Source organism: Aeromonas sp. CU5 (assembly GCF_002586745.1).
In the GTDB taxonomy this organism is placed as follows: domain Bacteria; phylum Pseudomonadota; class Gammaproteobacteria; order Enterobacterales; family Aeromonadaceae; genus Aeromonas; species Aeromonas sobria.
Genome location: NZ_CP023817.1, coordinates 3,590,728 through 3,617,317 on the forward strand (window position 1 = coordinate 3,590,728; position 26,590 = coordinate 3,617,317).

Below are 26,590 nucleotides of genomic sequence, written 5' to 3' on the forward strand. Positions count from 1 at the left end.
CCATGGGGAATTTACGTTGGATACACAAACTCTGAATTTCAATAAGGTGCATTTTGTGACCAGCGCACCCGACATCCGCCACCTGCCAAATGATGGGGGTGTCGAGATCGCGTTTGCCGGCCGTTCCAACGCCGGTAAGTCATCTGCATTGAACACCTTAACTAAACACAAGAACCTGGCTCGTACCAGTAAAACACCCGGTCGAACCCAGCTAATCAACCTGTTTGAACTGGAGCCGGGCAAGCGCCTGGTCGACCTGCCGGGTTACGGTTATGCGCAAGTTCCGCTAGAAATGAAGCTCAAGTGGCAAAAGTCACTGGCAGAGTATCTGCAGTGCCGTGAATCCTTGAAAGGTCTGGTGATCCTGATGGATATTCGCCACCCGCTCAAAGATACCGACATGAACATGCTGGAGTGGAGCTCCCACCGAGATCTACCTGTGATGCTGCTGCTGACCAAGGCCGACAAACTGAGTCCGGGTCCGCGCAATAATCAGGTGATCAAGGTGCGCCAAGCCGTTGCCAATCTGGGCTCACAGATCCAGGTGGCCGCCTTCTCGTCTACTACCAATATTGGTTTGGACAAGTTGGAACAAACTCTCACCGAATGGTATCTCAGCGGTGATGATCAACAACTCGCAGACGCCGATCAACACGAACCTGCCGGGGAATAATCTACTCCTCGCCATCCTTGCAATTGGCGGAGTACTCCTCCGCTGATTGAAAGGGTTTCAGATTGCCGCTTTCATTGTCATTGCGGCATCATCTCAATTCCAAAACCCAATAAAAAACAAATTAATTCATATTTTTCATATGGTTATACTTAAACTTCGCATCGAGAATTAACATAACTTGATGCTGATACCGTTTTCAATTTTGTTCTTTTAACACCACGCTAAATAACAAAAAAGCTGAAGATATGAAATTAAATTACACAATTTAAAGCGATGGATAAAAATGAGGCTGGACGACAGTGATGTCATCCAGCCTGAAACAATAAGTTCAAAAATTGAGAAGAAGCTGAATTTTGAGTACCAGACGACAGGTATCCCTCAAGCAGCAGCCTTATTCTATCAAACGCACCAGTATTTTAAAGCATTTACTCTAAACACCACCCATAAAAAAATACCCCGACGAGAACCTCACCGGGGCAGCTATTCAGCTACATTCAATTACGTGAAATAAAAGGTCTGAAAGATAGAACATCTTACCTCTGTACCCTACGCAGAGAACTGTACGACAAAGCAGCAGAAAGTGAAAGTAATTTCTGTAATTTAGTTTCACAACTCATAGGTTAAGAAAAAATCTTTTATTTTCATGCAGATAAAAAAATCCCCAGTACGAATACCGGGGAGTTATAAAGGTGACTAGCTAGCACTACCTCAACTATCTAGTTAGTCAGCACCATTTCAAAGTAGTTCCGCCACAAGACAAAAAAACTTCGAATAATCAGAGATAGATGGCGCCATCCTCAGCAAACTCTTGTTCTTCAATGAGTTTCTCTGCAGCATCCTCGATGTCAAAGCGCACACTTTCGAAGGCTCTGACGATGTCATCTTCCCTGGTCAGCACCAGGCCCGTCATTTTCTCCAGTCGCCGCTGGCTGATGTAACAATCTATCAGCGCCCCCATCTGCTGGGCGGGAAAACGCACCCGCTGTTCGCTAGCCTGCCACTCCATCAGGTCAGGAAACAAAATACTTTGGTTCATAGGATCCCCAGATTACGTTTCAACTCTCTCAATACCTGTTTAGTCCCTGGACGAATTCCACGCCACACGGTAAAGGCTTCAGCAGCCTGCTCCACCAGCATGCCGAGTCCATCCATGGCCAGCCGGGCACCATGCTGTTTGGCCCAGCTAATAAAAGGGGTCTGCGTTGCGCCGTACATCATGTCGTAGATGGCAATATCCGCATGGATAATGGCGGGGGCCAGCGGCGGTAGCTCACCCTGCAAACTGGCCGAAGTAGAGTTGATGATGAGATCGAACCGTCCTGTCAATAACTCATAGGCCTCGGCAGAGACCGTACCCAGATCGTGAAATTCGGCAGCCAGTTGTTGAGCTTTTCCGTGCGTGCGGTTGGCAATCACCAGCTCACTCGGCTTCTCGGCCAGCAGCGGAGCCAACGCACCGCGGGCCGCCCCACCAGCCCCCAGCAGCAAGATCCGGCTGCCCGCCAACGTCACTCCATGAGCTTTAAGATCCGCTACCAGTCCTGCGCCATCAGTATTGTCGCCCAGCAGTACGCCATCATCGGTCAGCTTGATGGTATTGACTGCGCCCGCCCGCGTGGCCCTCGGGCTCAACTGATCGACTAGTGCGAATGCCTGCTCCTTGAAAGGCACTGTGACATTGCACCCCTTCCCTCCCTCGGCAAAGAAGCTGTACAGGGTGTCAGCAAACTCGTCGACGGCGGGCTCGGCCAGCCCATACTCCAGCTCTTGCTGGGTTTGTCTGGCAAACAGGGTATGAATGAAGGGGGACTTGCTGTGGCGCACCGGGTGGCCAAAAACCAGATAACGATCCATCAAAGAGTTCCATCAGAGGGCAATATTCCGATTTAACGGGTTTTCGCACTCGGGAACAAGCCGAATATCAGCCAGCAAAAAGGGGCCATCATGGCCCCTTGGGTCACAGCCACTCGCGGGGCGTGAGGTAGTCGCTGTAGAGCAAGGCTTCCGGGCTGCCAGCCTCCGGCTGCCAGTCATACTCCCAACGTGCCAGCGGTGGCATCGACATCAGGATCGACTCGGTACGTCCACCGGTCTGCAACCCGAACAGGGTGCCCCGGTCATACACCAGATTGAACTCCACATAACGACCGCGGCGATAGAGCTGGAACTCCCGCTCCCGCTCGCCATAGGGCAGCGCCTTGCGTCGCTCGATGATCGGCAGGTAGGCATCGAGATAACCCCGACCTACCGCCTGCATAAAGGCGAAGCAGTCAGCAAAGGGCCAGCGATTCAGATCGTCGAAGAAGAGACCACCCACCCCCCGTGTCTCGTTGCGATGCTTGAGGAAGAAGTAGCGATCGCACCAGGATTTGAACTCGGGGTAGATCTCATCACCAAAAGGCAGGCAAAGATCACGGGAGATCTGATGCCAGTGCTGTACATCTTCGGCAAACGGGTAGAAAGGCGTCAAATCGAAACCACCGCCAAACCACCAGATCGGCTCTTCACCCTCTTTCTCGGCGATGAAGAAACGGACGTTAGCGTGGCTGGTCGGCACATAGGGGTTGTGCGGATGGATCACCAGCGACACGCCCATCGCCTCGAACTTGCGACCGGCCAGTTCGGGCCTATGTGCCGTAGCAGAGGCAGGCATGGCATCGCCATAGACATGGGAGAAATTGACGCCCCCTTGTTCGATCACAACACCGTGACGCAGCACCCGAGTACGGCCGCCACCACCACCCTCACGGCTCCAACTATCTTCCACAAAGTGTCCACCGCCGTCAGCCTGCTCCAGACCACGGCAGATCTCATCCTGCAACTGCAACAGGAAGGCCTTGACCTGGGCCACATCCGGTTTGCTCATCTTGTCTCCAGTCAGGCAGGATCTTGAACGTCCTGTCCATTTTTGTTGTGGTATCACGCCATGGTCTCATCACCATGACGGTAAATCAGCATCCCCCTCAGGAGGGGCGAATAATGGAACCAGTGCGAGCATCCTTGATTTCGGACGGATTGGCATTCCCTCCGACTTCGCCGGGCAGGATATAGGCCAGCTTGCTTGCCAGCAGCTCACCGATATCGGCCACCCGACGGGCAGGCTCCTCACCGGTCAGGTTGGCACTGGTGGAGACCAGCGGCTTGCCAAAGGCGCGGCACAACGTCTGTACCTGAGGATGGGCAGTGACTCGCACCGCCAGGGTGTCGAACTGTCCGGTCAGCCAGGCCGGTGTCGTCGCACGGGCCGGCATGATCCAGGTGAAAGGGCCGGGCCAGCTGGCCTCAACCCGTGCCAGCTGTTCGCTGGTGAGCAGGCTCAGATCGATATAATCCTGCAATTGTTCCAGGTCCGACGCGATCAGGATCAGCCCCTTCTCCACCGGGCGTTGCTTGATGGTCAGCAGCCGCTGCACCGCAACCTCGGAGTCAGGATCACAACCCAGGCCAAACACGGCCTCGGTTGCGTAGGCAATCACCCCATCCTGCTGGAGAGCGGTAACTGCGAGTTCAAATTTGTTTGGCATATAAAAATGCGGCAGTCTGGCTGCCGCCTCATCACTTGGTTGCAAATTGAATCAAGGTGGCAGCGATCATGGCGGATAGACGTGCTGGCTGGAGCGCAGGCAAAATACGTCATCTTCACTTCAGATCGCGACCGACCGACTTATTTGAGTAGTAGAGCCTGCAGGGCGGCATCTTTGGCCATTACCTCTTCGGCATTCTTCTGCCGTTCGGCACGAACCTTGACCGCCAGTTCATCATCAGCCACCGCCAGCATCTGCGCGGCCAGGTAACCTGCGTTTTTGGCACCGGCCTTGCCGATTGCCACCGTCGCCACTGGTACACCGCCCGGCATCTGCACGGTAGAGAGCAACGCATCCAGCCCCTTGAGCGGGCCGCCATCGATAGGCACGCCGATCACCGGGCGAGTGGTGATGCCAGCAACGGCACCAGCCAGATGAGCAGCCAAACCGGCAGCACAGATAAAGACCTTGCAGCCACGGGCCTCGGCATCGGTCACATACTGATGGGTTGCTGCCGGAGTACGGTGCGCAGAGGTCACTTTAACTTCTACGGTGATATCAAACGACTTGAGCACCTCAAGAGTGGTTTGCATCACCGGAAAGTCAGAATCAGAGCCCATCAAGACGGCAACAAAGGGTTTACTCATGGTGAAGATGTCCTTACTCCAAGTGGGGGATGATGTTCACCGAAAACGTTTTTATCTGCTTGCGGCGGCGCGATTATACCTGCTCACTTTGGTGGCCGCATTTCTTTTGCGGACAGACCCAGCGCAGATTTCCCCGCACTTTTTTCTCGACCATAATGCCCCAACCACACGCTGGGCACGGCATGGGGATCGGCTTGTCGTTCACCACATATTTACAATGGGGATAGCCATCACAGGAGTAAAATTGCTTGCCGTAGCGGGAGGTTCGGCTCACCAGATGATCCTTGCCACACGCGGGACAGAGGATCTGGGTATCGTCACTCTCCTGCAAGGATGCGATGTGCTGACAGGCCGGATAGTGGGTGCAGCCAACAAACAGACCGTAACGCCCCTTCTTGATCGCCAGCGGCTGTCCACAATCGGGACAAGCAGAGCCTTCGAGCACCTTTTCGATGTCGCGGCCGGATGGTGTCAGGGAGCGGATATAATCACAGGAAGGGTACGTGGAGCAGCCAAGAAACAGGCCATGCTTGCCCTGGCGCATCACCAGTTCGGCCCCGCACTGCGGGCACGGCTCGCGCTCGAAGGCATGTTCGTGGGCTGAAAAGAGGTGATGATCAATTTTTGACATGGGCCGCGCCTTGAAATCCAGATGGCCTGAATTCTACCAGCGCGGCACCGGACTGTCAGTGAATGACGCCGTCTGACTCATCAAACACCAGCTCTTCCATCTGCTGGTAGGCATTTTCACTGCCCGGTACGTTGAACAGCACCATCATAACGACCCACTTCAGGTCATCCAGCTCGATATCCGGTTTATCCAGTTCGAGCAGGCGCTCGATACAGATCTCGCGGGTTTCGGCATTCAAGACTTGAGCCTGCTCCAGGAAAAGCAGGAAACCACGGCACTCGGTGCCGAGGCGAGCCAGCTCCTGCGGGGCATAGATACGCATCGAGCCTTGCGCGCTGGCGGTGACATAGATCTCCCGCTCGCTATCGTGCAAGTTGGCCAGTCGCTCCAGCCAATTCAGTGCCTTGTCGATTTCATCTTTATCGAAACCGGCCCGAGTCAACTCATCGCTTAGCTCATCCTGCTCGACCATCACATCTGCATCGCTGTGGATGTAGGTCTCGAAAAGGTACATCAATACATCAAACATGATTCGCCCTCCTCGCTCTGACGTATCCACCGGCTACCGCCATCACTGCACCGGCCAGCTCCAGCTCTACCAACCTGCCTAATACCACTTCAACAGGAAGCTGGGCCCGCTCGGCAACGGTATCCACGCTCGTGGTCTCATAATCTACGTTATCCAACAAATCGGCATAAGGCAATTCGCTATTATGCTGTTGCTCAGATGATGCAGCCGGCCACTGCGGCCGAACGCTCCACTCAGGCAGCTCTTCCACTATATCGGCCGCACTCAGCACAAGTTTGGCCCCCTGCTGAATTAATCTGTTGCACCCTATGGCTTGGGCATTTTGCGGCGCGCCGGGCACTGCAAACACCTCGCGCCCCTGCTCCAATGCATAACGGGCGGTGATCAATGAACCGCTCTGTTCGGTCGCCTCCACCACCAGGGTTCCCAACGACAGACCACTGATAATACGGTTGCGCCGAGGAAAATGTTCAGCGAGCGGCCCCTTATCCGGCGCCAGCTCGGAGATAAGCAAACCACCATTCTCCAGAATCTGTCCTGCCAGCCCCTGATGACGCTTGGGATAGAGGCTGTCGAGACCCGAGCCCAACACTGCAAGGGTGATGCCTCCACAAGCCAGCGCTTGCTGATGGCAAACACCATCAATGCCCAGTGCCAGCCCGGAGGTAATAGCCAACCCACAGGCGACCAGCTCACCACTGAGGCGAGAGGCATTGTCTTTGCCGGCATAGGTGGGATGGCGCGTCCCGACCATCGCCAACTGAGGCAGTGACAGTGCAGTGAGATCGCCGCGACAGTAGAGCAGCAAAGGGGCGGCGGGGATTTCCCGCAACAAGGATGGATAAACCGGATGGTCTTGCGGAATAAGGAAGTGGCCGGGCAACGCGGCCCAAGCCAGGCCCTGCTCAACAACCGGCGATGGCCAGCGCAGTTGCTTAATCTGCTCTGACGACAAGCCTATGCCATGCAGTTGCGCTTCATCACTCTGGAACAGGGTATGAATGTCACCCCCAACCCGCGCCAGCAAGCGGGCAGCAGTCACCGGGCCAATACCGGCGACGGCATCCAGGGTCAGCCAGAGCGCCAGACGCTCATCTGGATAAGTCACGTCAGAAATGAGTGACCTGATAACCCGAGCTCACCATGTCATTACTCTGCATGATGAGACCGTAGCTCAGCTTGTCATAGACCTTAAACAACATGACCCGGGCAATCGCTTCGGAAGGTAGTGGTGCCTTGTTATTACTGCTGTAAAACACCCGGTTAAAGACCGACGACAGCTCCTTGTACTGCACATTGCCATTTTTGGTTACCAAAGCGGCCCCAGGGCGTTTGACATCCAGCACATCCCCAGCGACCAGTTGATCACGGGCACCCCGATTGATCAGCACTACATCAAACTTGCCCCCCCACGGGTCTTGTTTGGCAAGCCGATAATGTAACCGGGGGTAATAGCAGGCGCGGCTCGGGGCATAAATACAGCAGGCATGTTCTCCTGCGCGGGTAATGGCATCACCTTGTCACCCTGCAGCACTTCGCGCTGGTTGTGGGTCAAGGTTACTTTGGTCCGGTCGCCATCAAGACGCGCTACAGCCCGCACCACACCAGCAAAGATTGCCTCCTGGCCCAGCAGTTCACCGGTTTCACGATCCTTGTAGATCACTCCGGGGTGATAGACGCCATAGACCTGCCCCGGCGTCAGTGAACCCTGCACATAGAGGGTATCCCCCTCCAGCATGCCTATGTGTTTCTGGTCCGATCCCAGCAGATAAGGCAGAGTCTTCTGCTGCTGGCTGTCTGCCAGAATATGGTCGGTTTGCAAGAAAGGGCCGATCTCGCTGATGGGCAAGGTTGGAATAGGGTTGGCTTTGTTCTCATAGCGGTTTTTGGGGCTAAGGTGAATAACTTGCTTGCCCCCCTGCATCTCCTTGCCAAGACGGGGCTCCCCGTTGACCCAGGTCAGGTGCAGCACATCGCCGGGATAGATCCAGTGCGGGTTGGCAATCTGCGGATTAATGTTCCAGAGGCGCGGCCACAGCCAGGGCTCTGCCAGATACTGGCCAGAGATATCCCACAAGGTGTCGCCTTTTTGCACCACATAACTGTCGGGATAACCCTGCTTCAGCTTCAACTGGTCGGCCAGGGCAGACTGGCCCACGGTCACCAACAAACAGGCGAAGATGGTTTGCTTCAGATACATAACACTCCCTGTTACTTCTGCACGCAAAGTGTTGCTGTTTTTTGTCGGCGTAAATGACTAGAATTACGCCAATATTTGACTGCATTTATACGAAACGAAAGAAAAAACTATGGCCATTCTAGATGTATTGCGCTTTCCCGATGAACGTCTGCGCACTGTAGCAGCCCCTGTCGAGACCTTTACTCCCGAGTTACAACACATTGTAGATGATATGTTCGAAACAATGTATGCGGAGGAAGGCATTGGCCTGGCCGCAACTCAAGTCAACATTCATCAGCGCATCATAGTGATCGATGTCTCTGAAAACCGTGAAGATCCTCTGGTATTGATCAATCCGGAGATCCTCGAGCAGAGCGGCAGCACCGGCATTGAAGAGGGTTGCCTCTCCGTCCCGGAACATCGTGCCCTGGTACCTCGCGCCGAACAGCTCACCATCAGAGCACTGGATCGTCACGGCAAGTCATTCGAACTGGCAGCGGACGATCTGCTCGCTATCTGCATCCAGCATGAGATGGATCATCTGGTCGGCAAGCTGTTTGTGGATTACTTGTCCCCACTCAAGCGCCAGCGCATTCGTCAGAAGCTGGAAAAAATGGCCCGTGAAGATCGCAAAGCCCTCTGAGGACCTGTTGCATTGAAGAAACTGAAACTGATTTTTGCCGGTACTCCCGACTTCGCCGCCCGTCACTTGGCGGCGTTGTTGTCTTCCGACCACGAGGTCGTTGCCGTTTATACCCAGCCTGACAAGCCTGCAGGTCGCGGTCAGAAGCTCACCGCCAGCTCAGTCAAAGAGCTGGCCCTGACCCACAATCTGCCGGTTTACCAACCAGCCTCCCTGCGCAAAGAAGAGGCGCAAGCCGAGTTGGCCGCCTTGGGTGCCGACCTGATGGTGGTGGTGGCCTATGGCCTGATCCTGCCCAAGGCTGTGCTTGATACCCCCCCGCTGGGCTGCATCAACGTCCATGGCTCGCTGCTGCCACGCTGGCGCGGTGCTGCGCCGATCCAGCGCGCTATCTGGGCTGGCGATGACGAAACCGGTGTCACTATTATGCAGATGGATGTGGGGCTCGATACCGGCGCCATGATCCGTAAAGTAAACTGCCCCATCTCGGCAAACGACACCTCGGCCAGCCTGTACGACAAGCTGGCGGAACTGGGCCCGCAGGCACTGGTCGATACCATCAATGCCATGGCTGCCGGTGAAACCGCCGCCGACGCGCAAGATGATGCGCTGGCCAACTACGCCGAGAAGCTCTCCAAAGAGGAGGCTCGCATCGACTGGTCAATGGACGCAGTGACGATTGAGCGTTGTATCCGTGCCTTCAACCCCTGGCCTATCAGCTGGTTTGAGGTGGCTGACCAAACCATCAAGGTATGGCAAGCAGAGGTCATCGCCAGCGAGCACGGTCAGCAACCCGGCACCCTGCTCAACGCTGACAAACAGGGGATCGACATCGCCACCGGCCAAGGCATCTTGCGCCTGCTGACCCTGCAGCCACCCGGTAAAAAAGCCATGTCGGTTGCAGATCTGCTGAACTCTCGCCGCGACTGGTTTGAACCCGGCACGCAATTGAACTGAATTGACACAAGCGGGGCCCAGGCCCCGACTTGCGCATCTAAGGTAACATTATGAAAACACGCGCACAGGCTGCTCTCGTTATTCAACAGGTGCTGGATCAGGGTCAATCTCTCTCCGCTGTTCTGCCTGCTGCCCAGGAGAAGGTTGCGCCTCGCGACCGCGCCCTCCTGCAAGAACTTTGCTATGGCACCCTGCGCTGGCTACCCCGCCTCGATGCGGCGGTGAGCGAGATGATGGACAAGCCGCTCAAGAACAAGAGCCGCATCTTTCATTACCTCATTCTGGTCGGCCTCTATCAGCTCATCTATACCCGCATTCCGGCCCACGCCGCGGTGGCCGAGACGGTCAATGCCGTCAAACTGCTTAAGGGTACCTCCCTGCGTGGCCTGATCAACGGCGTGCTGCGCAACTTCCAGCGCAGCGCTGAAGTCATCCTGCTGCGCATCGACCGGGTACCCAACATTCGCCTTGGTCATCCAGAGTGGCTGACCAAACGGCTGCGCCAGGCTTACCCTGATCAGTGGGAATTGATCATGGAGGCCAACAACCAGCGTCCGCCAATGTGGATCCGCAACAACAGCCAGCGCCAGAGCCGCGAGCAGATGCTGGCCCGCATGGCCGAAGTGGGCATCAATGCGGTAGCCGGTGAAGAGGGCGAGGATTGCATCCTGCTGGAGCGTCCTTGCGATGTGACCAAGCTGCCCGGCTTCGAGGCAGGTGACTGCTCGGTACAAGATGGTGCCGCACAGCAGGCCGCACAGCTGCTCGACCCACAACCGGGTGAGTGGGTACTCGACGCCTGCGCCGCCCCCGGTGGTAAAACCGCTCACCTGCTGGAGCGTCAGCCCAAGCTTGCCGGCGTGGTTGCCGTCGATGCTGACGAAAACCGCCTCAAACGGGTGCAAGAGAACCTGGTTCGCATCGGCCTCACTGCTCAGGTGATCCATGGCGATGCCAGCACCCCGGATCAGTGGTGGCCAGAAGGCCAGTTCGATCGCATTTTGCTGGATGCCCCCTGCTCCGCCACTGGCGTGATCCGTCGTCATCCCGACATCAAGTGGCTGCGCCGGGATCAGGACATTCGTGAGCTGGCCGAACTGCAGCGCCGCATTCTCAATGCCCTCTGGGGCAAGCTGAAAAGCGGCGGCACCTTGCTTTATGCCACCTGCTCGGTACTGCCGGAAGAGAACCGCGAGCAGATCCGCACCTTCCTTGCGGCGACCAAAGGTGCCAAATTGGTACCGCTGCACCCGCAAGATACCCCGGAGTGCCCAGGGCGCCAGTTCCTGCCGGGTGAAGCCGAGATGGATGGCTTCTACTACGCCAAACTGATCAAGCTCTGAACCTGAGATGACGCCCCTCGTTCAGGAAAGCAGCCAGACATCCGCTGGCTGCCCCTTTTACTGCACCAATGTGAGTAGACGTTCCCTATGAAAATTATCATTTTGGGAGCCGGCCAAGTCGGCGGCACCCTGGCCGAGAACCTGGCCGGGGAGAACAACGACATCACCATCGTCGATACCGACAGTGAACGCCTGCGCGAGCTGCAGGACAAGTTTGACCTGCGGGTGGTCAACGGTCACGGTGCTCACCCCAAGGTACTGCGAGAAGCGGGAGCGCAAGATGCTGACATGCTGGTAGCTGTCACCAACAGTGACGAAACCAATATGATTGCCTGTCAGGTGGCCTACACCCTGTTCAACACTCCGAACAAGGTGGCGCGGATCCGCTCCCCTGCCTATCTCAGCGAGCGGGACCGCCTGTTCCTGCCTGAATCTGTTCCGGTCGATCACCTGATCGCCCCCGAGCAACTGGTCACCGACTATGTCCGTCGCCTGATCGAATATCCGGGTGCCCTGCAAGTGGTTGATTTTGCGGGTGGTAGAGTGGGCTTAGTGGCGGTCAAGGCTTACTACGGCGGTCCGCTGGTGGGCAATGCCCTCTCCACCCTGCGCGAACATATGCCCAACATCGAGACCCGGGTAGCGGCCATTTTCCGTCAGGGGCGCCCGATCCGTCCGCAAGGCACCACCATCATCGAAGCGGATGACGAGGTGTTCTTTGTGGCGGCGGCAGGTCATATCCGCGCAGTGATGTCGGAGTTACAACGCCTCGAGAGCCCCTACCGCCGCATCATGATCGTCGGCGGTGGCAATATCGGGGCCGGTCTGGCGCGCCAGCTGGAGAAGCGTTACAGCGTCAAGCTGATCGAGCGCAACCAGAAGCGGGCAGAGCAGCTTTCCGAGCTGCTGGAAAACACCATCGTCTTCTGTGGCGATGCGTCAGACCAGGAACTGCTGGCCGAGGAGCATATCGATCAGATCGACGTCTTTATCGCGGTGACCAACGAGGACGAGGCCAACATCATGTCGGCACTGCTCGCCAAGAAGATGGGTGCCAAGAAGACCATGGTGCTGATCCAGCGCGGTGCCTACGTGGATTTGGTGCAAGGTGGCCCGATCGATATCGCCATCTCACCCCAGCAGGCCACCATCTCGGCCCTGCTGACTCACGTGCGTCGGGCAGACATCGCCAACGTCTACAGTTTGCGCCGCGGCGCTGCCGAGGCCATTGAGGCGATCGCCCATGGCGACGAGAATACCTCCAAGGTGGTCGGCAAGACTGTGGGTGAACTTAGGCTGCCACCAGGCACCACCATTGGTGCTATCGTTCGGGGAGATGAGGTGCTGATCGCCCACGATCGCACCAAAATCCAGCAGGATGACCACGTAGTCATGTTCCTGGTGGACAAGAAGTACATCCCTGAAGTGGAACGGCTGTTTCAGCCAAGTCCTTTCTTCCTGTAACGTATTGATGCGCACAGGCTGTCAAACCAGACCCGGCTCCCTGAAGGGAATTGTCCGGGTCTTTTTTAATCAACGACCAGGTTATCGAACATGATCAAGCTGCGTCCCATTATCTTCACCCTCGGGTTGGTGCTCTCCAAGCTGGCGCTCTTCATGTGGCTGCCCACCTTGCTGGCGCTGCTCACCGGCTCTGAAGGATTCATCGAATTTCTCAAATCGGTGCTGATCACTCATGGTGCCGCGCTGCTCTGCCTGCACTATGGCCGCAAGGCAGAATTTCATCTGGGGGTGCGGGAGATGTTCCTGCTCACCACCTCCGTCTGGGTAGTGGCCTGTATCTTTGGCGCCCTGCCTTTTGTCTTCATCAATCACATCGGCTTTGCGGATGCCTATTTCGAGACCATGTCAGGGGTGACCACCACCGGGTCTACGGTGCTCTCCGGGCTCGACAATATGGCCCACAGCATCCTGTTATGGCGATCTATCCTGCAGTGGCTGGGAGGCGTTGGCTTTATCGTAATGGCGGTCGCCATCCTGCCTTACCTCAACGTGGGTGGTATGAAGCTGTTCCAGACCGAGAGCTCGGATTGGTCTGACAAGAGCGCGCCACGAGCCAAGACGGTGGCCAACAACATAGTCGTGGTGTATCTGGTGCTCTCCATGCTCTGCTTCATGGCTTACTGGGCCAGCGGCATGAACATGTTCGAGGCCATCAACCACGCCATGACCACCTTGAGTACCGGTGGATACTCTACCTCCGATCAATCCATGTCCCACTTCTCCAACTCGGCGCACTGGATTGGCACCCTGTTCATGTTCCTCGGCGGCCTGCCCTTCCTGCTCTACGTGCAGAGCCTCAACCACAAGGATTACAGCCTGTTCCAGGATGCCCAGGTACGCGGCTTTTTCTGGCTGGTAGTCTGGGTGACGGCCATCATGACCTTCTATTTGTGGCAGCGGGACCTGTTCAGTTTTATGGATGCCTTGCGCATCAGCTGTTTCAACATCGTCTCGGTACTCACCACCACCGGCTTCGGTCTCGGTGACTTCGGCACCTGGGGGCCACTGGCCAGCATCGTCTTCATCGTGCTGTTGGCACTGGGCGCCTGCTCCGGCTCCACCGCGGGCGGTCTGAAGATCTTCCGGGTACAGGTGGCGTTTGCCCTGTTCAGAAAACAGATGCGCCAGCTGATGCACCCCTCTGCGGTGTTCCCGCAAAAATACAACGGCCGGACGGTCAATGACGCCATCATCCGCTCGATGATCTCCTTCGTGCTGGCCTACTTCGCCATCATTCTGGTGATTGCGGCGCTGCTGGCGGCCATCGGACTCGACCCCCTGACCTCCATCTCCAGCTCTATCACCGCCGTCGCCAACGTAGGGCCGGGTATGGGCCCTGTAGTCGGCCCCAGCACCAACTTCGCCAGCCTGCCCGACTCGGCCAAATGGCTGCTGTCGTTCGGCATGCTGCTGGGCCGACTGGAGATCCTGACGGTCGCAGTGCTGTTCTTCCCCTCCTTCTGGCGTCAGTAACGCCTCTCTGCGTACCAGCAAAAAGCCGCAGCGTTCACCCGCTGCGGCTTTTTCATATCGGGCACAGAACCATCGACCCACCGGCTGACAGCCAGCTGGCTTGAGCGCCATCGCCTGATAGCCAGACATGAAAAAACGCCCCCAAGCCAGGGGCTTGGGGGCGTTTTGCAATAAACCATTAGCAGTCGGTGACGACCATCAACAGCTCAAGCCGTTGGATTAAGCACGACCTGCGCGCTTACGATCCATCTCAGTCAGCAGCTTCTTACGAATGCGGACTGCCTTAGGAGTAACTTCTACCAGTTCATCGTTGTCGATGAACTCGAGAGCCTGTTCCAGGGTCATGCGGATCGGCGGAGTCAGCACTTGAGCTTCATCGGTACCGGAGGCACGCATGTTGGTCAGCTGCTTGCCCTTCAGGCAGTTAACTGTCAGGTCGTTGGAACGGGAGTGAATACCGATCACCTGGCCTTCGTATACTTCGGTAGCGTGACCGATAAACAGACGACCGCGGTCTTGCAGACCGAACAAGGCGAAAGTCAGAGCCTTACCGGTTGCGTTGGAGATCAGCACGCCATTCTGACGCTCGCCGATGCTGCCACCCTTGTGCGGACCGTAATGGTCGAAGCTGTGATACAGCAGACCGGTACCGGAGGTCATGGTCAGGAACTCGGTCTGGAAACCAATCAAACCACGGCTCGGGATCATGAAGTCAAGACGCACACGGCCCTTGCCATCCGGAGTCATGTTGGTCATCTCACCCTTACGCAGGCCGAGTTGCTCCATCACGGAACCCTGGTTCGCTTCTTCCACATCGACAGTGACTGTCTCATACGGTTCGTGAAGCACGCCATCGATGGTGCGCAGGATAACTTCTGGACGGGATACCGCCAGCTCGTAGCCTTCGCGACGCATGTTTTCGATCAGGATGGAGAGGTGCAGTTCACCACGACCGGATACACGGAACTTGTCCTGGTCATCAGTGTCTTCCACACGCAACGCCACGTTATGAACCAGTTCCTGGTCAAGACGCTCACGGATGTTACGGGAAGTAACGAACTTACCTTCTTTACCGGCAAACGGTGAGGTGTTGACCTGGAAGGTCATGTTCACAGTCGGCTCATCAACAGACAGAGCAGGCAAGGCTTCAACTGCGTTGTTATCACAGATGGTGTCGGAAATTTTCAGCTCACCCAGACCGGTGATAGCGATGATGTCGCCCGCTTGCGCGCTTGCAACTTCAGTACGAGCCAGGCCCAGGTAACCCAGTACCTGACCGACCTTACCAGTACGAGTCTTGCCATCAGCACCAACAACAGTAACCTGCTGGTTGCTCTTGACGCGACCACGGCTGATACGGCCGATACCGATAACACCCACGTAGGAGTTGTAATCGATCTGGGAGATCTGCATCTGGAAGCCGCCTTCAGGATCGGCATTCGGTGCTTTTACGTTATCAACGATAGCCTGGAACAGCGGCTCCATGCTGTCAGACTCAACGTCCTGATCCATGGAGGCCCAGCCGTTCAGCGCAGAGGCGTAAACAACTTTAAAGTCCAGCTGTTCATCAGTGGCTCCCAGGTTGTCAAACAGGTCAAATACCTGATCCATAACCCAATCAGGACGAGCGCCCGGACGGTCAACCTTGTTGATAACCACGATCGGCTTCAGACCCTTGGCAAAGGCTTTCTGGGTCACGAAACGGGTCTGTGGCATCGGGCCGTCAACGGCATCAACCAGCAGCAGCACGGAGTCAACCATGGACAGAACACGCTCAACCTCACCACCGAAGTCGGCGTGACCGGGGGTATCAACGATGTTGATGCGGTAGTCATTCCAGCGGATCGCGGTGTTCTTGGCGAGAATGGTAATACCACGTTCCTTTTCCAGGTCGTTGGAATCCATCAGACGCTCTTGACCATCAGTGGTACGGTCCAGGGTTCCAGACTGCTGCAGCAGCTTATCAACCAGGGTAGTTTTGCCGTGGTCTACGTGCGCAATAATCGCAATATTGCGTAAATTCTCTAACATTCTCGCCTCAATCACCGGGTAAAATTGGGCGCTAATTGTACTCTCGCCTTTGTGATCTGCCTAGCAGAATTGCAGCCCATTCACGCACAACTACAGATCTGGATCATAGACCGCCCCGACAAACCCTGCTTAGATGGGAAGTGACCGTATGATATGCACCACTTTAGAGCACCAAAACGATCCATCGTTGCACTAATTTGATGCGTGACCAGTCATGACCGCCTGATTTTGGGGCACATCTCCTGCGGGATGACGCTGAAATCAAGCTGCCACAAACTTGGCACGATACTGGCTTATGTGAATACGATGACGCATTCACCCAAAGATTTTTAACACCGGAGGTTACTTAGCATGTCAGCCCAGAACGTTTTGGCCCTGATCCAGGAACACGAAGTCAAGTTTGTTGATCTGCGCTTTACCGACACCAAGGGTAAAGAGCAGCACGTATCCATCCCTTCTCATCAGGTCAACGAAGATTTCTTTGAAGATGGCAAGATGTTCGATGGTTCCTCCATCGGCGGCTGGAAAGGTATCAACGAATCAGACATGGTACTGATGCCGGACGCAGCCTCCGCCAAGCTGGATCCCTTCACTGAAGAGACCACCCTGAACATCGTTTGTGACGTGCTCGAGCCTGCCACCATGCAGGGCTACGACCGCGACCCGCGCTCCATCGCCAAGCGTGCCGAAGATTTCCTGAAGTCCAGCGGCATCGCTGACACCGTGCTGTTCGGGCCGGAGCCGGAATTCTTCATGTTCGACAACATCACCTTCTCCAACACCATGGGCCACAGCTTCGTGAAAATCGAATCTGAAGAGGCTGCATGGAACTCCGGCACCGAGTATGAGCACGGCAACAAGGGCCACCGTCCGTTCGTAAAAGGCGGCTACTTCCCGGTTGCGCCGGTCGACTCCTCCCAGGATATCCGCGCCGCCATGTGTCTGGTGCTGGAAGAGATGGGCCAGGTCGTTGAAGCTCACCACCACGAAGTGGCCACTGCTGGTCAGAACGAGATCGCTACCCGCTTCAACACCCTGACCCTGAAGGCTGACGAAGTACAGGTACTGAAGTACGTGATCCACAACGTGGCCCACGCCTACAACAAGACCGTCACCTTCATGCCGAAACCCATGTTCGGTGACAACGGCTCCGGCATGCACTGCCACCAGTCACTGGCCAAGAACGGCGTCAACCTGTTCGCGGGCGACCTGTACGGCGGCCTGTCCGAGATGGCTCTGCACTACATCGGCGGCATCATCAAGCACGCCAAGGCTATCAACGCCTTCGCCAACCCGACCACCAACTCCTACAAGCGTCTGGTGCCGGGTTATGAAGCACCGGTCATGCTGGCCTACTCCGCTCGCAACCGCTCTGCCTCCATCCGTATCCCGGTGGTACCGAGCCCGAAAGCCCGTCGTATCGAAGTGCGCTTCCCGGATCCGGCCGCCAACCCGTACCTGGCCTTCGCAGCCCAGCTGATGGCCGGTCTGGACGGTATCATCAACAAGATCCATCCGGGCGATGCCATGGACAAGAACTTGTATGACCTGCCGCCGGAAGAAGCCGCAGAAGTGCCGACCGTTGCCGGCTCTCTGGACGAAGCGCTGTCAGCCCTGAATGCAGATCGCGAGTTCCTGACCCGTGGTGGCGTGTTCAGCGATGACTTCATCAACTCCTATCTGGAGCTGAAACAGCATGACGTTGACCGTGTGCGCATGACCCCGCACCCGCTGGAGTTCGAACTGTACTACTCCGTCTAAGTCAGAACAGTCTGCCCGTTTAAATCCGGCCAGCTTGCTTAATCGTGACCAAACCCGCCATCTGGCGGGTTTTTTCTCTGATAGGATTAAGCGAGATACCGTCAAGGAGAGATGGATGAACAACAAACATGGCGTAGGGACTCTCGCCCTCCTGTTGCTGACCTCGTTCGCTGCAAATGCAGCCAAGGTTTACTCCTGGGTCGATGGCAACGGCGTCACCCACTACACAGATGCACCACCACCGGGCAAGAGTGCCAAAGAGGTCGATCTGCGGGTCGCCCCCCTCATCGGTAGCTCGCCTCGTTCGGTACAGGTGGACAACTTCAACAGCCTGACCGGCGCCGATGCCAAGAAGGAAAAAGAAGCGGCCAAGCTGGCCATCGAACTGCTCTCCCCTGAGCAGGGCAGTACGCTGCGCGACAACACCGGCAACATCGTCTTTCAGGGCACCATCAGCCCCAAACCACCCACCCAGTACGATGTGCGCCTGACCCTGGATGGCAAAGCCGCCCCCATCGTCAGCAACAGCCTGTCGATCCGGGTAGAAAACGTCGATCGTGGCGCCCACGAGGCGCGGCTCGAGCTGCTCGCCAAAGACGGTACGATCCTTGCTAAATCCAGCTCAGTCACCTTTTACCTGCATAGAGCAAGCGTGACTCCGGCTCCCACACCCACCCCAAGGCCGACTAGGGGTGATATAGCGCACCGATGCGGGTAAACTCAATGCACCATGTCGGTGCATTACAGGTGCATAGCACCGTTTTAGGGAGAAACCTGTGCCAACCCGCTCGGACAATGCCAAGACCCTATTGGATAATTTATTTACCGCCGTGATCCTGATGGATGAGCGGCTCTGCATTCAATTCGTCAACCCGGCGGCGGAACAGCTACTTTCCCTCAGTGAACGCCGGTTGATCGGCATCGAACTGCCCCATCTGCTGGAGCATATCTCCCTCGACTTGCAGCGGCTCAAGCATTGCCTCGTTTCAGGGCAAGGCTTTACCGACAGCGAAGTGACCCTGGTAGTGGAGGGAGAACCCAGACTGGTGGAGATCAGCGTCAGCCCGCTCGCCGACCATGAGCAGCGGCTGATGGTGGTGGAGCTGCGCAAGATCGATCAGCAGAAGAAGATCAGCCAGGAGCAGCAACAACATGCCCAGCAGCAAGCCGCCAAGGAGCTGGTGCGCGGCCTGGCCCACGAGATCAAGAATCCCCTCGGCGGCCTGCGCGGCGCAGCCCAACTGCTGCAAAAAGAGCTGCCGGATCCGGCCCTGCGCGAATACACCGGCATCATCATCGAACAGGCCGACCGGCTGCGGGTACTGGTCGATCGACTGCTCGGCCCCCAGCGTCCCGGTCGCCACCAGATGCACAATGTCCATTCGGTGATGGAGCAGGTACGCCGACTGGTGGAGCTGGAGCTACCACCTTCGGTTTGCATCGAGCGGGATTACGACCCCAGCATCCCGGAATTCGAGATGGAACCGGATCAGCTGCAGCAGGCGTTTCTCAACATAGTGCGCAACGCCGCCGAAGCACTGGGCGATCAGACCGGGCTTATCCGCATCAAGACCCGCACCGCGTTCCAGATCACCATCCACGGCCAGCGTTACCGGTTGGCGGCGGAGATCAAGATCATCGACAACGGCCCCGGCATTCCCGATGCCATCCGCGACACCCTGTTCTACCCGATGATCACCGGCAAGGAGGGGGGCACCGGGCTCGGTCTCTCCATCGCCCAGAACCTGATCGACCAGCACAAGGGGCGGATTGACTGCATCAGCTGGCCGGGTCACACCGAATTCACCATCTTTCTACCGCTTCGCAAGTAAGGGAACCCCATGACCGCCAAAGTGTGGATCGTCGATGACGACAGCTCTATCCGCTGGGTGCTGGAGCGCACTCTCGGCAGCGAAGGCTTCAACTGCGAGAGCTTTGCCGATGGCGAAGCGCTGCTGCACGCCCTTGAGCTGCGCTCGCCCGATGTGATCCTCTCCGACATCCGGATGCCCGGCATCGATGGCCTCAGCCTGCTGGAGCAGATCCACCGCCGTCAGGCCGATCTGCCCATCATCATCATGACCGCCCACTCGGATCTGGATAGCGCGGTCAACGCCTACCAGCGCGGCGCCTTCGAGTACCTGCCCAAACCGTTCGACATCGACGAAGCAGTGACCCTGGTGCGCCGCGCCGAGAATCACCTCAAAGAGCAGCGCACCAAGCGCAAGGTGCGCCAGCAGGAGACCACAGCCACACCGGAGATCATCGGCGAGGCACCGGCGATGCAGGAGGTATTCCGCGCCATCGGCCGCCTGTCACGCTCCAGCATCTCGGTGCTGATCAACGGCCAGAGCGGTACCGGCAAGGAGCTGGTCGCCCATGCGCTGCACAAGCACAGCCCGCGCGCTCACAAGAACTTCATCGCCCTCAACATGGCGGCTATTCCGAAAGATCTCATCGAATCGGAGCTGTTCGGCCACGAGAAGGGGGCCTTCACCGGCGCCAACAACATCCGCCACGGCCGCTTCGAGCAGGCCGACGGCGGCACCCTGTTCCTCGACGAGATCGGCGACATGCCGCTGGATGTGCAGACCCGGCTGCTGCGGGTATTGGCCGATGGCCAGTTCTACCGGGTTGGCGGTCACCAGCCGGTGCAGGTGGATGTGCGGATCATCGCCGCTACCCACCAGAATCTGGAGAAACGGGTCGCCGATGGCGAGTTTCGCGAGGATCTGTTCCACCGCCTCAACGTCATCCGCATCCACATTCCGGCCCTCAGGGAGCGCCGCGAGGATATTCCCCAGCTGGCCCATCACTTTCTGCTGCGCGCGGCCAAAGAGCTGAACGTGGAGGCCAAGAGCCTGCACCCGGACACCCAGGCCTATATCAGCCGCCTGCCCTGGCCGGGCAATGTGCGCCAGCTGGAGAACGTCTGCCGCTGGCTCACCGTGATGGCCTCTGGTCAGGAGGTGCTGGTCGGCGATCTGCCTGCCGAGCTGCTCACCCCCATCACCAACAGTGCCGAACCGGGCCAACCGGCGATGCCCGGCTGCTGGCAACAGCAGTTGCAGGAGTGGATTGCCGCCAAGCTGGCGCTGGGGGAGACCGACATCCTGGCCGATGCCATGCCCCAGTTCGAGCGGATCATGCTGGAGACGGCGCTGGAGCACACCCATGGCCACAAGCAGGAGGCGGCGCGCCTGCTCGGTTGGGGTCGCAACACCCTGACCCGCAAGCTGAAGGAACTCGATCTCTCCTGAGTCCCGGGGAAAAACGATTCCCATCACGCCCTGACAAATCACCGCCCGCCAGAACCCCGTTTAGCCGTAAACGGGGTATCTTTTTTGAAAGCCCCGCCTAGAATGGCAGGCTTTAAAACCTGACTCGACGAGGGCGCCCCCATGATTGACAGATCTCTCCCCCTGACCGACCTGCACCGCCATCTGGACGGCAACATCCGCCCGCAAACCATCCTCGAGCTGGGTCGCCAACACAATATCCAGCTGCCCGCCTTCGAGCTGGAAGCGCTGCGCCCCCACGTGCAGATCGTCGAGAACGAGCCGAGCCTGGTTGCCTTCCTGAAGAAGCTGGACTGGGGCGTTGCCGTGCTGGCCGACTACGACGCCTGCCGCCGGGTCGCCTACGAGAACGTGGAAGATCTGCTGCGGGCCGGTATCGACTATGCCGAGCTGCGTTTCAGCCCAGCCTACATGGCAATGGTCCACAAGCTGCACCCGCAGGGCGTGGTGGAAGCCATCATCGACGGCGTGGCCGCTGGCAGCCGTGACTTCGGCATCAAGACCAACCTGATCGGCATCATGAGCCGCACCTTCGGCACCGAGCAATGCAATCAGGAGCTGGCCGCCTGTCTGGCCCTTCGCGACAAGCTGGTGGCTATCGATCTGGCCGGTGACGAACTGGGCTTCCCGGGCACCCTCTTTACCGACCACTTCCGCAAGGGGCGCGATGCAGGGCTGCATGTCACCGTACACGCCGGTGAAGCTGCTGGCCCCGAGAGCATGTGGCAAGCCATTCGCGAGCTGGGTGCCGAGCGGATCGGCCACGGCGTCAAGGCAATTGCGGATCCGGCCCTGATGGCCTATCTGGCCGAACACCGCATCGGCATCGAATCCTGCCTCACCTCCAACGTCCAGACCACCACGGTAGCGAGCCTGACCGACCACCCGATCCGCCAGTTCCTGGCTGCCGGGGTACTGGCCTGCCTCAACACCGACGATCCGGCAGTGGAAGGCATCGACCTGCCCCACGAATATGAGGTGGCCGCTCCGGCCGCTGGCATGACCGCCAGCGAGATCCGCACCGCCCAGCAGAACGGCCTGACCCTGGCCTTCCTGAGCGATAGCGAGAAAGCCGAGCTGAGCGCCCGCGCCGCCAGCCGCTGATCCACACCGGCACTGAAAATAACAACGGCCCACTTCGGTGGGCCGTTGTTATTCTACGTAGGCAAACACATGGAGCAGATCCTTCGGATCGCTATTTCTCTTTTTTGAACATAGCCCTTAGGGCGGCAATATTGGACAAAGCCCCTTCAGCTTCTTTCAAGCGTCGGCGTTGTTCTGCGAAGCGATCAAATTCCAGTTTTGCCTTCTCATCTGCTGTTTTTTTGGAGACTTTGCCCGCTCCGCTCAACACATCCCGATCGTTAAAACTCAAGAACTGATCGAGTTTCTCAGCCCAGTCCTTTAGGAATACTTGTTTGCGGCGCAGTGCTTGGTCTTCGGCAAAATCGAGCCACATGTTAACAATGCGATTGAGCTCTTTGACTTCATCTTCACGCAGATAGTTTTTGGCGACCGTGACATCCGTCTTGCGCACTTCGTCGCCTTTATAGCTGGTCAGGCCCATATCAGGCTTACTGGCATCAACACGACTGGCGATAAGTTCTGCCGCTGTCATATGCGTGCAGGCATAATGCAGTTTATTCTGGATAGTTTGAAAAAATCGGTTTGTCTCCTGGTTTGATGGCTCGTAATCAGCGGCCATGGTGAAGATCTCTTTTACCCGCAGATATACACGGCGCTCGCTGGCTCGGATATCGCGAATACGTTCCAGCATTTCATCAAAATAATCTGGTACCGCAGAATTACCTACCGGCGGGTTTTTCAGGCGTTCATCATCCATAACGAAGCCCTTAATCAGATACTCTTTTAATGTCTGGGTTGCCCATTGACGAAATTGTGTGCCACGTAGTGAACGGACTCTATATCCCACAGCCAGAATTGCATCGAGATTATAGTGGTCGATTTCACGAGATACTTGGCGGGTTCCTTCTAATCGAACCATCCGGAATTTCCGGATGGTTGCGTTTTGTACAAGTTCACCTTCATTGTAGATATTGATCAGGTGCTCATTGATGGTACGAACATCCTTGTCATAAAGTTCTGCCATCGCGGCTTGAGAAAGCCACAAGGTGTCTGATTCAAAGCGGCACTCGACACGGGTGTGACCATCCGCACTGGTAAAGAGAACCAACTCGCCTTGAGGAGCCTGAGGGATGTTATCTGCCATTCAATCAACCTCTCTGCGTTATGGGGCGTCGTTATTACACCGCTTCATTATGTCAAAAATCAGCTCGATGTAACTTGCCATCACCTATGGTGACGTTCAGCAAAATTGGGGGGATGTCACCTTCGTTCAGTAGCGTATTAACCACATCCTGTTTCACTGCTTACGGAACCACGTTGGTAGTTGAGCAGCAGCGTCATCTGGCTAACTACTCCCGATCCTGATCGCGTTCCAGCGCCCGCTCCACCAGCGGCTCGGGCAGGCTCTTGGTCACCTCCACCCCCAGTTCGCGGAAACGCTCGACCTGCGCAATCAGGTTGCCACGGCCGTTGACCAGCCGCCCCATCGCCTTGTCGTAGCTCTCCTGCGCCTTGTGCAGGCTGCCACCCATCTGCTGCATCTCCTCCACAAACAGCCGCAGCTTTTCGTAGAGGCGCCCGGCCCGTTCGGCAATCTGGCGGGCATTCTGGTTCTGCCGCTCGTAGCGCCACAGGTTCTCGATGGTGCGCAGCGCCACCATCAGGTTGGTGGGGCTCACCAGCAGGATGTTATGGTCGAGGCCGTAGCGCACCAGCGAGGGATCGGCTTCCAGCGCGGTGAAAAAGGCAGGCTCCACCGCCACGAACATCAGCACATAGTCGAGGGTACGCACCCCGGGCAGTTGCTGGTAATCCTTGCGGCCCAGCTCGCGGATATGGTTGCGCACCGAGGCGACGTGCTCCTTGAGCGCCACCGCCTTCTCCAGCTCGTCATCGCTGTTGTACCAGCGCTCGTAGGCGGTCAGCGATACCTTGGCGTCGATGATGATGTCTTTTTCCTGCGGCAGGTGGACGATCACGTCGGGCTGGTAGCGCTTGCCCTTCTCCACCTCGATATTGACCTGGGTGTGGTACTCGTGGCCCTCGCGCAGGCCGCATTCGCTGAGGATCCGCGCCAGCACCACTTCGCCCCAGTTGCCCTGCTGCTTGCTGTCGCCCTTGAGGGCGCGGGTCAGCGCCGCTGCCTCTTCGGTCATGCGGGCATTGAGCTCGGCGAGGCGCTCCAGCTCGAACTTGAGACTGTGACGCTGGGCCGTCTCCTGGGCGTGGGTCTCCCCCACCTGACGGCGAAAGCCCTCCAGCTGCTCTTTGAGCGGCGTGAGCAGCAGATCCAGGCTGTTCTGGTTCAATTCGCGGAAGTTACCGGAGTTTTGCTCGAAGATCCGGTTGGCGAGGTTCTCGAACTGCTGGCTGAGGCGCTGTTCCGCCTCCTGTTGCAGTTGCAGCTTCTCGGCGGCGGCCAGCCGCTCGCTGCGCAGGGTTGCTTCCGCATCCTTGAGGCGGGCGGTGAGCTTGATCAGCAGGGTCTGCTGCTGATCCAGCTTCTGCTGGCCCTGCATCCGCTCATCCTGCAACTCGTCGAAGCGATCTTGCAGCGCCTGATGGCGCTCCTGCACCAGCATCAGTTCCTGAGCCTGCGCCGTGGCCGCTCGCCGCCCGATCAGCCAACCAAGCCCGAGGGCCAGCACGGCGGCAGGCAGCAAGATCCCCCAGAGCCCGGGGTCGATCATTTGCGACTCCGTTGACGCAAGAAGAGCTCGAGATAACGGTTAACCAAAATCCAGAGCACCACGTAGATAAGGTAGGCGGCCAGCACCACCCACTTGTGGGTGTTGACGCCGGTGTCGAGCTCGGCGAACTCGATATCCTTGATGCGGCAATAGGCCCACATCAGCAGGGGAAAGACGTAGAGCAGGGAAGCACGCCAGAGAAATAACCACATATGTTTTCATTCAACCAGGCAAAAAGACCCGCCTAGCTTACACAAGGGCAACTGCGCTTGCGATCCTGGTGGCCGCTATTCTCTGGCCTGCTTGCCGAAACTTCGATAAAATTAACCCCTAATAGGTATCAGGGGCGCGCATGACTCACTATTTCCTCCGTTGGCTGACGCAAGGCTGGCAAGCTTCCCGCAAGCCCGCCGTAGTTTGCCATGAAGCGCGCCCGCCGTGGGCCATCGAGGAGTCCCAGTACCTCTCCCTCTGCAACCGTTGCGGCGAGTGCTTCAAGGCCTGCCCGCGCGGCCTGCTCAAGCCGGCCACCCAAGAGGAGTACGAGGGGAGCCCCATCGCCGGTACGCCGGTGCTCGATCTCGCCTGCGGCCAGTGCAGCTACTGCGGCAGTTGCGCCAGAGCTTGTCCTACCGGCGCCCTCGACCTGCAACTGGGTCGTCAGGTGCAGACCCGGGTCCAGATCGAGGAGAGCTGTCAGGCCAGACAGGGCTTCTACTGCCTGCTCTGTGAAGATGCCTGCCCCCAGCAGGCGATCAAGGCCAGCGCCGATGGCATCAACGTCAACATGGATGCCTGCAACGGCTGCGGTGCCTGCGGCCTCGCCTGCCTGCACGGCGCCATCACCCTGATCCGCCAGCCGGGCAGTCGTTAAAAACCACCTGCGCACAAAAGCAAAAGGGACCAATCAAGGTCCCTTTATCGCGTATTCGTTATTTCGCGCCCTGTCAGGCCATGGTCACGACGGGATCCTGCTCGATACCCAGCAGGTGGCAGAGACGATTAGGATCACGCACCGCATCGGCCAGTGTGTATTCACCCAGCACTTCGAGGAAAGCATTCATGGCGCGGCGCAGAATGCCCTGAATACGACAGCCACCGGAGAGACGGCAGTTCTCGCGCTTGCAGTCGACCGGACAGAGCACGTGCTCCATGTCCATCACCACATCCCGCAGATTGATGGAGACCGCTGAGCGACCCAAGCGGATGCCACCGTGCTTGCCACGTACCGTCTCGATATATCCCTTGATACCAAGCTGGTGCACAATTTTGACCACATGGTTGCGCGAGATCGCAAAGGTGTCGGCCACTTCGGTAATTGTCGACAGGCGATCCCCTGGCTGAATCGCCAGAAAGGTCAGGGTACGCAGGGCGTAGTCGGTAAATCGTGTCAGTTGCATGGTCTCACTTGCCTCTTACTACAAGCCAGGAATCAGGACGACAACATTGAGCTAAGAGGCAGGAGACAACCGGTTCGTCCCTGTTCACCAGGGGGCCTGTCTCTTAATCTGAGTTGCGGAGTGACAGGTTAAGAGCAGCACCAGCGGGTGTCGATGAAGATGCACATAAATCGACACTTTCTTTGATTGATCGCAAACTT

25 protein-coding genes and 1 pseudogene are annotated in these 26,590 nt (G+C 57.4%); 12 read left to right on the plus strand and 14 right to left on the minus strand.

Translation table 11 applies throughout. From position 1 onward, the window contains the following. Positions 1 to 16: 16 nt before the first annotated feature. Entirely contained in the window at positions 17 to 673 is a 657-nt protein-coding gene (gene yihA / locus CK911_RS16100) for a ribosome biogenesis GTP-binding protein YihA/YsxC (RefSeq protein ID WP_042017989.1), read from the plus strand. A gap of 775 nt (positions 674 to 1,448) precedes the next feature. Here the strand turns inward: yihA and CK911_RS16110 are convergent. From CK911_RS16110 to CK911_RS16150, 9 genes and pseudogenes are all read right to left on the minus strand, one after another. Beyond that, entirely contained in the window at positions 1,449 to 1,709 is a 261-nt protein-coding gene (locus CK911_RS16110) for a DUF1488 domain-containing protein (RefSeq protein ID WP_042017991.1), read from the minus strand. Continuing rightward, positions 1,706 to 2,527 carry a shikimate dehydrogenase gene (gene aroE / locus CK911_RS16115; protein WP_098971200.1) on the minus strand — a complete coding sequence of 274 codons (822 nt, stop codon included), beginning with the start codon at positions 2,525 to 2,527 and terminating at the stop codon, positions 1,706 to 1,708. The genes CK911_RS16110 and aroE overlap by 4 nt, the downstream gene beginning before the upstream one ends. A 103-nt stretch (positions 2,528 to 2,630) precedes the next feature. After that, a complete protein-coding gene (hemF, locus tag CK911_RS16120; protein WP_098971202.1) occupies positions 2,631 to 3,539 on the minus strand; it encodes an oxygen-dependent coproporphyrinogen oxidase in 909 nt (302 codons plus the stop codon). Between the two features lie 97 nt (positions 3,540 to 3,636). Then, positions 3,637 to 4,197, minus strand: a complete 561-nt coding sequence (locus CK911_RS16125) for a Sua5/YciO/YrdC/YwlC family protein (protein ID WP_098971205.1) — start codon at positions 4,195 to 4,197, stop codon at positions 3,637 to 3,639. 140 nt (positions 4,198 to 4,337) lie between these two features. Then, positions 4,338 to 4,844, minus strand: coding sequence for a 5-(carboxyamino)imidazole ribonucleotide mutase (purE, locus tag CK911_RS16130; RefSeq protein ID WP_098971207.1), 507 nt, complete (start codon positions 4,842 to 4,844; stop codon positions 4,338 to 4,340). A 73-nt stretch (positions 4,845 to 4,917) separates the two neighbouring features. After that, positions 4,918 to 5,475 carry a topoisomerase DNA-binding C4 zinc finger domain-containing protein gene (locus CK911_RS16135; protein ID WP_042017999.1) on the minus strand — a complete coding sequence of 186 codons (558 nt, stop codon included), beginning with the start codon at positions 5,473 to 5,475 and terminating at the stop codon, positions 4,918 to 4,920. A gap of 55 nt (positions 5,476 to 5,530) precedes the next feature. Continuing rightward, the gene (locus tag CK911_RS16140; RefSeq protein WP_042018000.1) at positions 5,531 to 6,004 is read right to left on the minus strand and encodes a DUF494 family protein; all 474 of its coding nucleotides are present in this window, start codon (positions 6,002 to 6,004) and stop codon (positions 5,531 to 5,533) included. After that, complete coding sequence (gene dprA / locus CK911_RS16145) at positions 5,997 to 7,112, minus strand: DNA-processing protein DprA (protein ID WP_098971209.1); 1,116 nt, start codon at positions 7,110 to 7,112, stop codon at positions 5,997 to 5,999. Before dprA ends, CK911_RS16140 begins: the two co-directional genes overlap by 8 nt. 1 nt (position 7,113) lies before the next feature. Beyond that, a pseudogene (locus tag CK911_RS16150) lies at positions 7,114 to 8,204 on the minus strand (LysM peptidoglycan-binding domain-containing protein). A 109-nt stretch (positions 8,205 to 8,313) separates the two neighbouring features. Here CK911_RS16150 and def point away from each other — a divergent pair. From def to CK911_RS16175, 5 genes are all read left to right on the plus strand, one after another. Beyond that, on the plus strand, positions 8,314 to 8,826 hold the full coding sequence (gene def / locus CK911_RS16155; protein WP_068978268.1) for a peptide deformylase: 513 nt from the start codon (positions 8,314 to 8,316) through the stop codon (positions 8,824 to 8,826). Positions 8,827 to 8,838: 12 nt separating this feature from the next. Continuing rightward, positions 8,839 to 9,783, plus strand: coding sequence for a methionyl-tRNA formyltransferase (gene fmt, locus CK911_RS16160; protein ID WP_098971211.1), 945 nt, complete (start codon positions 8,839 to 8,841; stop codon positions 9,781 to 9,783). A 50-nt stretch (positions 9,784 to 9,833) separates the two neighbouring features. Further along, positions 9,834 to 11,126 (plus strand): 16S rRNA (cytosine(967)-C(5))-methyltransferase RsmB, encoded by a 1,293-nt coding sequence (gene rsmB / locus CK911_RS16165; protein WP_098971213.1) that lies wholly within the window; start codon positions 9,834 to 9,836, stop codon positions 11,124 to 11,126. Positions 11,127 to 11,213: 87 nt separating this feature from the next. After that, a complete protein-coding gene (gene trkA / locus CK911_RS16170) occupies positions 11,214 to 12,590 on the plus strand; it encodes a Trk system potassium transporter TrkA (protein ID WP_042018008.1) in 1,377 nt (458 codons plus the stop codon). 90 nt (positions 12,591 to 12,680) lie between these two features. After that, complete coding sequence (locus CK911_RS16175; protein WP_068978265.1) at positions 12,681 to 14,123, plus strand: TrkH family potassium uptake protein; 1,443 nt, start codon at positions 12,681 to 12,683, stop codon at positions 14,121 to 14,123. A gap of 219 nt (positions 14,124 to 14,342) precedes the next feature. Here the strand turns inward: CK911_RS16175 and typA are convergent, their stop codons facing one another. Beyond that, on the minus strand, positions 14,343 to 16,154 hold the full coding sequence (gene typA / locus CK911_RS16180; RefSeq protein ID WP_068978264.1) for a translational GTPase TypA: 1,812 nt from the start codon (positions 16,152 to 16,154) through the stop codon (positions 14,343 to 14,345). Positions 16,155 to 16,505: 351 nt separating this feature from the next. Here typA and glnA point away from each other — a divergent pair, with 351 nt between their 5' ends. The 5 genes from glnA to add all read left to right on the plus strand — a co-directional run bounded on the left by glnA (position 16,506) and on the right by add (position 22,318). Further along, positions 16,506 to 17,915, plus strand: a complete 1,410-nt coding sequence (gene glnA / locus CK911_RS16185) for a glutamate--ammonia ligase (RefSeq protein ID WP_042018012.1) — start codon at positions 16,506 to 16,508, stop codon at positions 17,913 to 17,915. A gap of 115 nt (positions 17,916 to 18,030) precedes the next feature. Beyond that, entirely contained in the window at positions 18,031 to 18,633 is a 603-nt protein-coding gene (locus tag CK911_RS16190) for a DUF4124 domain-containing protein (RefSeq protein ID WP_098971216.1), read from the plus strand. 58 nt (positions 18,634 to 18,691) lie between these two features. Continuing rightward, entirely contained in the window at positions 18,692 to 19,747 is a 1,056-nt protein-coding gene (gene glnL / locus CK911_RS16195) for a nitrogen regulation protein NR(II) (protein ID WP_098971219.1), read from the plus strand. A 9-nt stretch (positions 19,748 to 19,756) separates the two neighbouring features. Beyond that, positions 19,757 to 21,175, plus strand: coding sequence for a nitrogen regulation protein NR(I) (glnG, locus tag CK911_RS16200; RefSeq protein ID WP_098971221.1), 1,419 nt, complete (start codon positions 19,757 to 19,759; stop codon positions 21,173 to 21,175). A gap of 141 nt (positions 21,176 to 21,316) precedes the next feature. Further along, positions 21,317 to 22,318, plus strand: a complete 1,002-nt coding sequence (gene add, locus CK911_RS16205; RefSeq protein ID WP_098971224.1) for an adenosine deaminase — start codon at positions 21,317 to 21,319, stop codon at positions 22,316 to 22,318. 91 nt (positions 22,319 to 22,409) lie between these two features. Here add and CK911_RS16210 read toward each other — a convergent pair whose 3' ends face one another. The 3 genes from CK911_RS16210 to CK911_RS16220 all read right to left on the minus strand — a co-directional run bounded on the left by CK911_RS16210 (position 22,410) and on the right by CK911_RS16220 (position 25,202). After that, the gene (locus CK911_RS16210; RefSeq protein ID WP_098971226.1) at positions 22,410 to 23,444 is read right to left on the minus strand and encodes a virulence RhuM family protein; all 1,035 of its coding nucleotides are present in this window, start codon (positions 23,442 to 23,444) and stop codon (positions 22,410 to 22,412) included. Positions 23,445 to 23,649: 205 nt separating this feature from the next. Continuing rightward, the gene (gene rmuC, locus CK911_RS16215; RefSeq protein WP_098971229.1) at positions 23,650 to 24,990 is read right to left on the minus strand and encodes a DNA recombination protein RmuC; all 1,341 of its coding nucleotides are present in this window, start codon (positions 24,988 to 24,990) and stop codon (positions 23,650 to 23,652) included. After that, entirely contained in the window at positions 24,987 to 25,202 is a 216-nt protein-coding gene (locus tag CK911_RS16220) for a hypothetical protein (RefSeq protein WP_005339659.1), read from the minus strand. Before CK911_RS16220 ends, rmuC begins: the two co-directional genes overlap by 4 nt. A gap of 140 nt (positions 25,203 to 25,342) precedes the next feature. Here CK911_RS16220 and CK911_RS16225 point away from each other — a divergent pair, with 140 nt between their 5' ends. Beyond that, the gene (locus CK911_RS16225) at positions 25,343 to 25,864 is read left to right on the plus strand and encodes a ferredoxin-type protein NapF (RefSeq protein ID WP_068978258.1); all 522 of its coding nucleotides are present in this window, start codon (positions 25,343 to 25,345) and stop codon (positions 25,862 to 25,864) included. A gap of 73 nt (positions 25,865 to 25,937) precedes the next feature. Here the strand turns inward: CK911_RS16225 and CK911_RS16230 are convergent, their stop codons facing one another. Further along, positions 25,938 to 26,390: an Rrf2 family transcriptional regulator gene (locus CK911_RS16230; RefSeq protein WP_042018020.1), complete on the minus strand. Its 453-nt coding sequence runs from the start codon at positions 26,388 to 26,390 to the stop codon at positions 25,938 to 25,940. Positions 26,391 to 26,590 lie beyond the last annotated feature (200 nt).